This window comes from Treponema sp. R80B11-R83G3 (assembly GCF_054786115.1).
On the sequence record NZ_BDHF01000397.1, the window covers coordinates 1 to 627 of the forward strand.

The following is a 627-nucleotide window of genomic DNA, read 5'->3' on the forward strand; positions in this document are numbered from 1 at the left end:
AAAAAATACAGGTGAAATAATACAAATTATTAATTCTGAAACGGTCAGAACGAGTAATTTATTATTAAATATGTTAGGAATAATATCAGAAGCATTTACCATATTGGCTCTCTATGGATTCATGGTTGCCGTTAATTGGAAGATGACATTGATCTTAACTTTAATTTTACTTATTGTAATTTACTTTATTGTCGCGATTCTTATTAAAAAAACCAAACAACAGGGAGTAAAAACAACAAATGCAAATTTAAAACAATCGCGTATCCTTCACGAGGCGTTCAGTAATTTTAAATTTATTAAGTTACGCGGTAATGAAGAAGATTTTTTAAAACGTTATGACGCGTCTGCGCGAGTCGCGGCACATGCAAATATTATTAGTACGACGCTTGGAAATCTTCCGCGTAATATTCTTGAGAACATAGGATTTTCCTTATTAATAGGAGTAGTAATTATAATTATTTGGAAAACAGGTTCGCCTGAAACAGTTATTCCAATCATAGCCATGTCATCAAAAGCGTGCCAAACAAGTTCAACGCCCTGTTCAAGTGAAATCATAAAGCGGGTCATACGCTCGTCAGTTATGGTTACTTCTCCGGTTTTTGCCTGTTCTATAAAAAGAGGAATAAC

1 protein-coding gene and 1 pseudogene are annotated in these 627 nt (G+C 33.7%); one reads left to right on the forward strand and one right to left on the reverse strand.

Annotated features, from left to right (window positions below):
* Positions 1-28: 28 nt before the first annotated feature.
* Positions 29-385 (forward strand): annotated as a pseudogene (locus ACYVRH_RS14080) (ABC transporter transmembrane domain-containing protein); the annotation flags it as partial.
* Here ACYVRH_RS14080 and ACYVRH_RS14085 read toward each other — a convergent pair.
* The gene (locus ACYVRH_RS14085) at positions 334-624 is read right to left on the reverse strand and encodes a polysaccharide biosynthesis protein (RefSeq protein WP_461257507.1); all 291 of its coding nucleotides are present in this window, start codon (positions 622-624) and stop codon (positions 334-336) included. The pseudogene ACYVRH_RS14080 and the gene ACYVRH_RS14085 overlap by 52 nt on opposite strands.
* Positions 625-627: the final 3 nt, after the last annotated feature.